Raw genomic sequence first — 1,196 nt, forward strand, 5'->3', positions numbered from 1 at the left:
GCGATGGCCTTGCGGGGACGGGCGGGCAGCAGCTCGGCGCCCGCGCCGGCGAAGGAGTCGAGTCCGGCCGCGTGGATGCGGGTGATCGCCTCCTCGACGCCCACCTCGCTGATCCGTGCCATGTGCTCGACCTCGCTCGCCCCCAGGCTGTGGATGACGAGCTGCGGGAACTCCTTCTTGATGGCGGCGAAGTGCCTCTCGTAGTACTCGACGCCGTAGTCCGGGTGGTGCCCGCCCTGGAACATGATCTGGGTGCCGCCGAGCTCGACGGTCTCGGCGCAGCGCCGCAGGATGTCGTCGAGGTCGCGGGTCCAGCCCCTGGCGGTGTCCTTGGGGGCCGCGTAGAAGGCGCAGAACCTGCACGCCGTGACGCACACGTTCGTGTAGTTGATGTTCCGCTCGATGATGTACGTCGCGATGTGCTCCGTACCGGCGTACCGGCGCCTGCGCACGGCGTCGGCGGCGGCGCCCAGCGCGTGCAGCGGGGCGTCGCGGTAGAGGTCGAGGGCCTCCTCGGGGGTGATCCGCCCACCGGCGGCGGCACGGTCGAGGACGGTCTGAAGGTCGGCCTTCTCGGTCACCGGCGTCCCTTTCGGAGGGGTTGTGGACGGACCGATCCAGCGTACGCCAGGGGGTTCCCGGGGCCGACGTCAGGCCGCGTACGCGCCGATCAGCAGCCCTGCGAAGGCCCCGCTGATCAGGAAGGGGCCGAACGGGATCGCCGTCCTGCGCCCCGCCTTCCGGGCGACGACGAGGGCACCCCCGTACAGCGCCCCGGACACGAACCCGGCGAGGGTGCCGAGCATCACGGCCGGCCAGCCGTACCAGCCGAGGACGGCGCCCGCGCCGAGGGCGAGCTTGACGTCGCCGAAGCCCATGCCGGCCGGGTTGACGAGGAACAGCACGAAGTAGCCGGCGCCCAGCGCGAGCGCGCCCAGCAGGGCGGTGGTCCACTCCCCCGCGTGCTCGGGGGCCAGGGCGGCGAGGCCGAGCAGGGCGAGGGCGGCCCCGGCGAAGGGGAGGGTGAGCGGGTCGGGCAGCCGCTGCACCCGGAAGTCGACCACCGCCAGCAGCACGCCGACGGGCGCGAGCAGCAGCCAGACGAACAGCTCGGGCCGGGTCCCGGTGGCGGCGGCGAGGGCGGCGCAGACGAGGGCGGTGACGACGGCGGGAGCGGTGCCGGGTCCGTACGGCGG

Annotated in this window: 2 protein-coding genes; both read right to left on the reverse strand. The window is 73.7% G+C overall.

The genetic code is table 11. The annotated features are described in order from the left end of the window. The coding region (locus tag B7767_RS05275; protein ID WP_143652219.1) for a radical SAM protein at nucleotides 1-581 on the reverse strand (581 nt) is incomplete at its 3' end. Between the two features lie 69 nt (nucleotides 582-650). Then, the coding region (locus B7767_RS05280; RefSeq protein ID WP_085571088.1) for an A24 family peptidase at nucleotides 651-1,196 on the reverse strand (546 nt) is incomplete at its 5' end.

The organism is Streptomyces sp. 13-12-16, assembly GCF_002114215.1.
Taxonomy (GTDB): Bacteria; Actinomycetota; Actinomycetes; order Streptomycetales; family Streptomycetaceae; genus Streptomyces.